Origin of the sequence: Streptomyces mexicanus (genome assembly GCF_902506575.1) — a bacterium.
Taxonomy (GTDB): domain Bacteria; phylum Actinomycetota; class Actinomycetes; order Streptomycetales; family Streptomycetaceae; genus Streptomyces; species Streptomyces mexicanus.
Map to the genome: position 1 here is coordinate 1 of NZ_LR732562.1, position 2,018 is coordinate 2,018.

General features: G+C 74.3%; 3 protein-coding genes. All 3 read left to right on the forward strand.

What is annotated here, in order from left to right; translation table 11 throughout:
- The coding region (locus tag GV126_RS32320; RefSeq protein WP_236570327.1) for a DUF6197 family protein at positions 1-528 on the forward strand (528 nt) is incomplete at its 5' end.
- Positions 529-646: 118 nt separating this feature from the next.
- Complete coding sequence (locus GV126_RS32325) at positions 647-1,441, forward strand: hypothetical protein (RefSeq protein ID WP_159674502.1); 795 nt, start codon at positions 647-649, stop codon at positions 1,439-1,441.
- 108 nt (positions 1,442-1,549) lie between these two features.
- Positions 1,550-1,789 carry a hypothetical protein gene (locus tag GV126_RS32330; RefSeq protein ID WP_159674504.1) on the forward strand — a complete coding sequence of 80 codons (240 nt, stop codon included), beginning with the start codon at positions 1,550-1,552 and terminating at the stop codon, positions 1,787-1,789.
- Positions 1,790-2,018 lie beyond the last annotated feature (229 nt).

Below are 2,018 nucleotides of genomic sequence, written 5' to 3' on the forward strand. Positions count from 1 at the left end.
GCCACAGACCAGACCACCCCGACGACCACAGCGCCCACACCGCCGACGGCCCTGTCCCTCGAGGAACGTCTCACCCTCATCGACGCGGCGATGACCGTGAAGCTGGACGAAGCCAAGGTCGCCTACGAGGTCAACACGGCGCACATCGACACGGAGCCCGTTGACCTGGCCGACGTTGTCACCGGCCTCGTCGACACCGGGCCCGCCCCGCTGCCGGACCTCTACCTGACCCCGGTCGCGGCCCTCCTGCAGCGCGCCCACCACCGCCTGCTCACCGACGGCTGGTGCAAGGACGTCCTGATCGACGAGGACGGCGCCCGCTGCATGCTCGGAGCCATCCGCGCCGAAGCCCGCGGCGACCGAAGCCTGGAAGCCGACGCGGCCGCCGTGCTCCTGGACGCCATCCGCCGCCAGTTCGGCGACGACGTTGACTCCGTGCCGTCCTTCAACGACGCACACGGATCAGCCCGTGTACCGCTCCGCATGCTCGACCAGGCCGCCATCCTCGCCGACGCCCGCGGCCTCTGACCCCCAGCTCCGGACCACCTGCCTCGCACCCGAACCCACGCAGTCGGGTGCGGGCCAGGCCGTCCGGCCTGCGTACCACCGCCCACCACCCTGACCCGAGCGAGGGAGTCGCCCCGCCATGCACTCCAACGACAAGCCCATCAACGGCCAGCACGACCCGAACAGCCCGAACTTCTTCGACCTGTTCCACCAGACGCCCCCGCCGCCCCACGTGGAGGACGTGCCCCGCACGAAGCGCTTCACCGGGCTGCGCGAGGCATGGGACGCGTCCTGGAAGCCGGGCGGCTTCCTGTACGAGCGGTGGGAGGACCTGTTCCAGGCCCGGCACCTCGGCTGGCACGAGATCGCCACCTGGATCAAAACGGCCGGACTGCTCGCCGGGATCAGCCTCATCATCCTGATGCTCGACGCCGCCGGCGATATCGCCTCCGCCGCCCTCAAGGGGCTGTCCGCCGCCCCGGCCACCGGCACCGGTGACGGCAGCGGGCTGTGGGGCACGGTTGACCATCCCATCCGGCTGTTCCTCGCCGGCCAGGCCGCGCACCTGTCCGTCGCCCCAGCCGCCCTGTACGCGTTCTGGCAGCTGACCGGGCTGCTCGGCCTGGTCGGCGGGTTCTTCGGCAACGCCGGTGCCCGCATCACCTGGCTGCTGTTCGGGGCCGGCAGCCTCGCCATGATCTGGTCCGCCGCCCCGGCCGGAGGCCGCGCCGCCGCCACCGGGCTCGCCGCCCTCATGTGGGCACTGGCCAGCACCGTCGCCCTGCGCGGCCTGAGCCTGCGGCCCATCGTCCACAACCACCCGCCGCAGTACCAGTTCAACCCCGCGCTCCACCTGCACGCCACCATCCCGGCTCCCACCCCGCCCGGGGACGACTACGACGAACCCGACAACGTCCACCCGCTCCAGCGCTGACCCGACGCCCTGCCTGGCCCTCGCCCCCCCGCTCGCGGGTGGGCGAGGGCTGGACAGGCCGCCCGGTCGCACAGCACCACCCGACGCGAGTGAGAAGGAGATCCTGTTTTGGCGAAAGCCCCGGCCGTCATAGGCGTGCTCACCGAGCCCCCGGCACCGACCTGGTGGCGACTCAACCGCCCCAAGGTCTTCGGCGTCACCGGACTGCTGATCGGCTACCTGATCGGCACCCACCTGCACGGCGCCTCCCCACAGCAGCCGGCCACGCCACGGCCGGGCCACACCACGCCCGCGCCGGCCACGCCCGGTGAGCACCCCACGCGCACGGCCCACGGCCTCGCCGCATAACCCAGCCGCACCACCCGCCGCGCCCCGCCGACGTCGTGCTGGTGTCGGCGGGGCGCGGCGGGGGGTGCGGCTGGGGTATGCGGCGAGGCCGTGGGCCGGGCGCGGGGGGGGCTCACCGGGCGTGGCCGGCGCGGGCGGGGGGGGGGCCGGCCGTGGCGTGGGCGGGCGCCGTGGGGGGGGGCCGGGCGGGGGGGGGCCGGTCCGGGCGCCCGTCAGCCGGCCGGGGGCG

Excerpts from the sequence above, each read along its gene's own strand:
- GV126_RS32325 (WP_159674502.1), top strand. The coding sequence starts at position 647 with ATGCACTCCAACGACAAGCCCATCAACGGCCAGCACGACCCGAACAGC.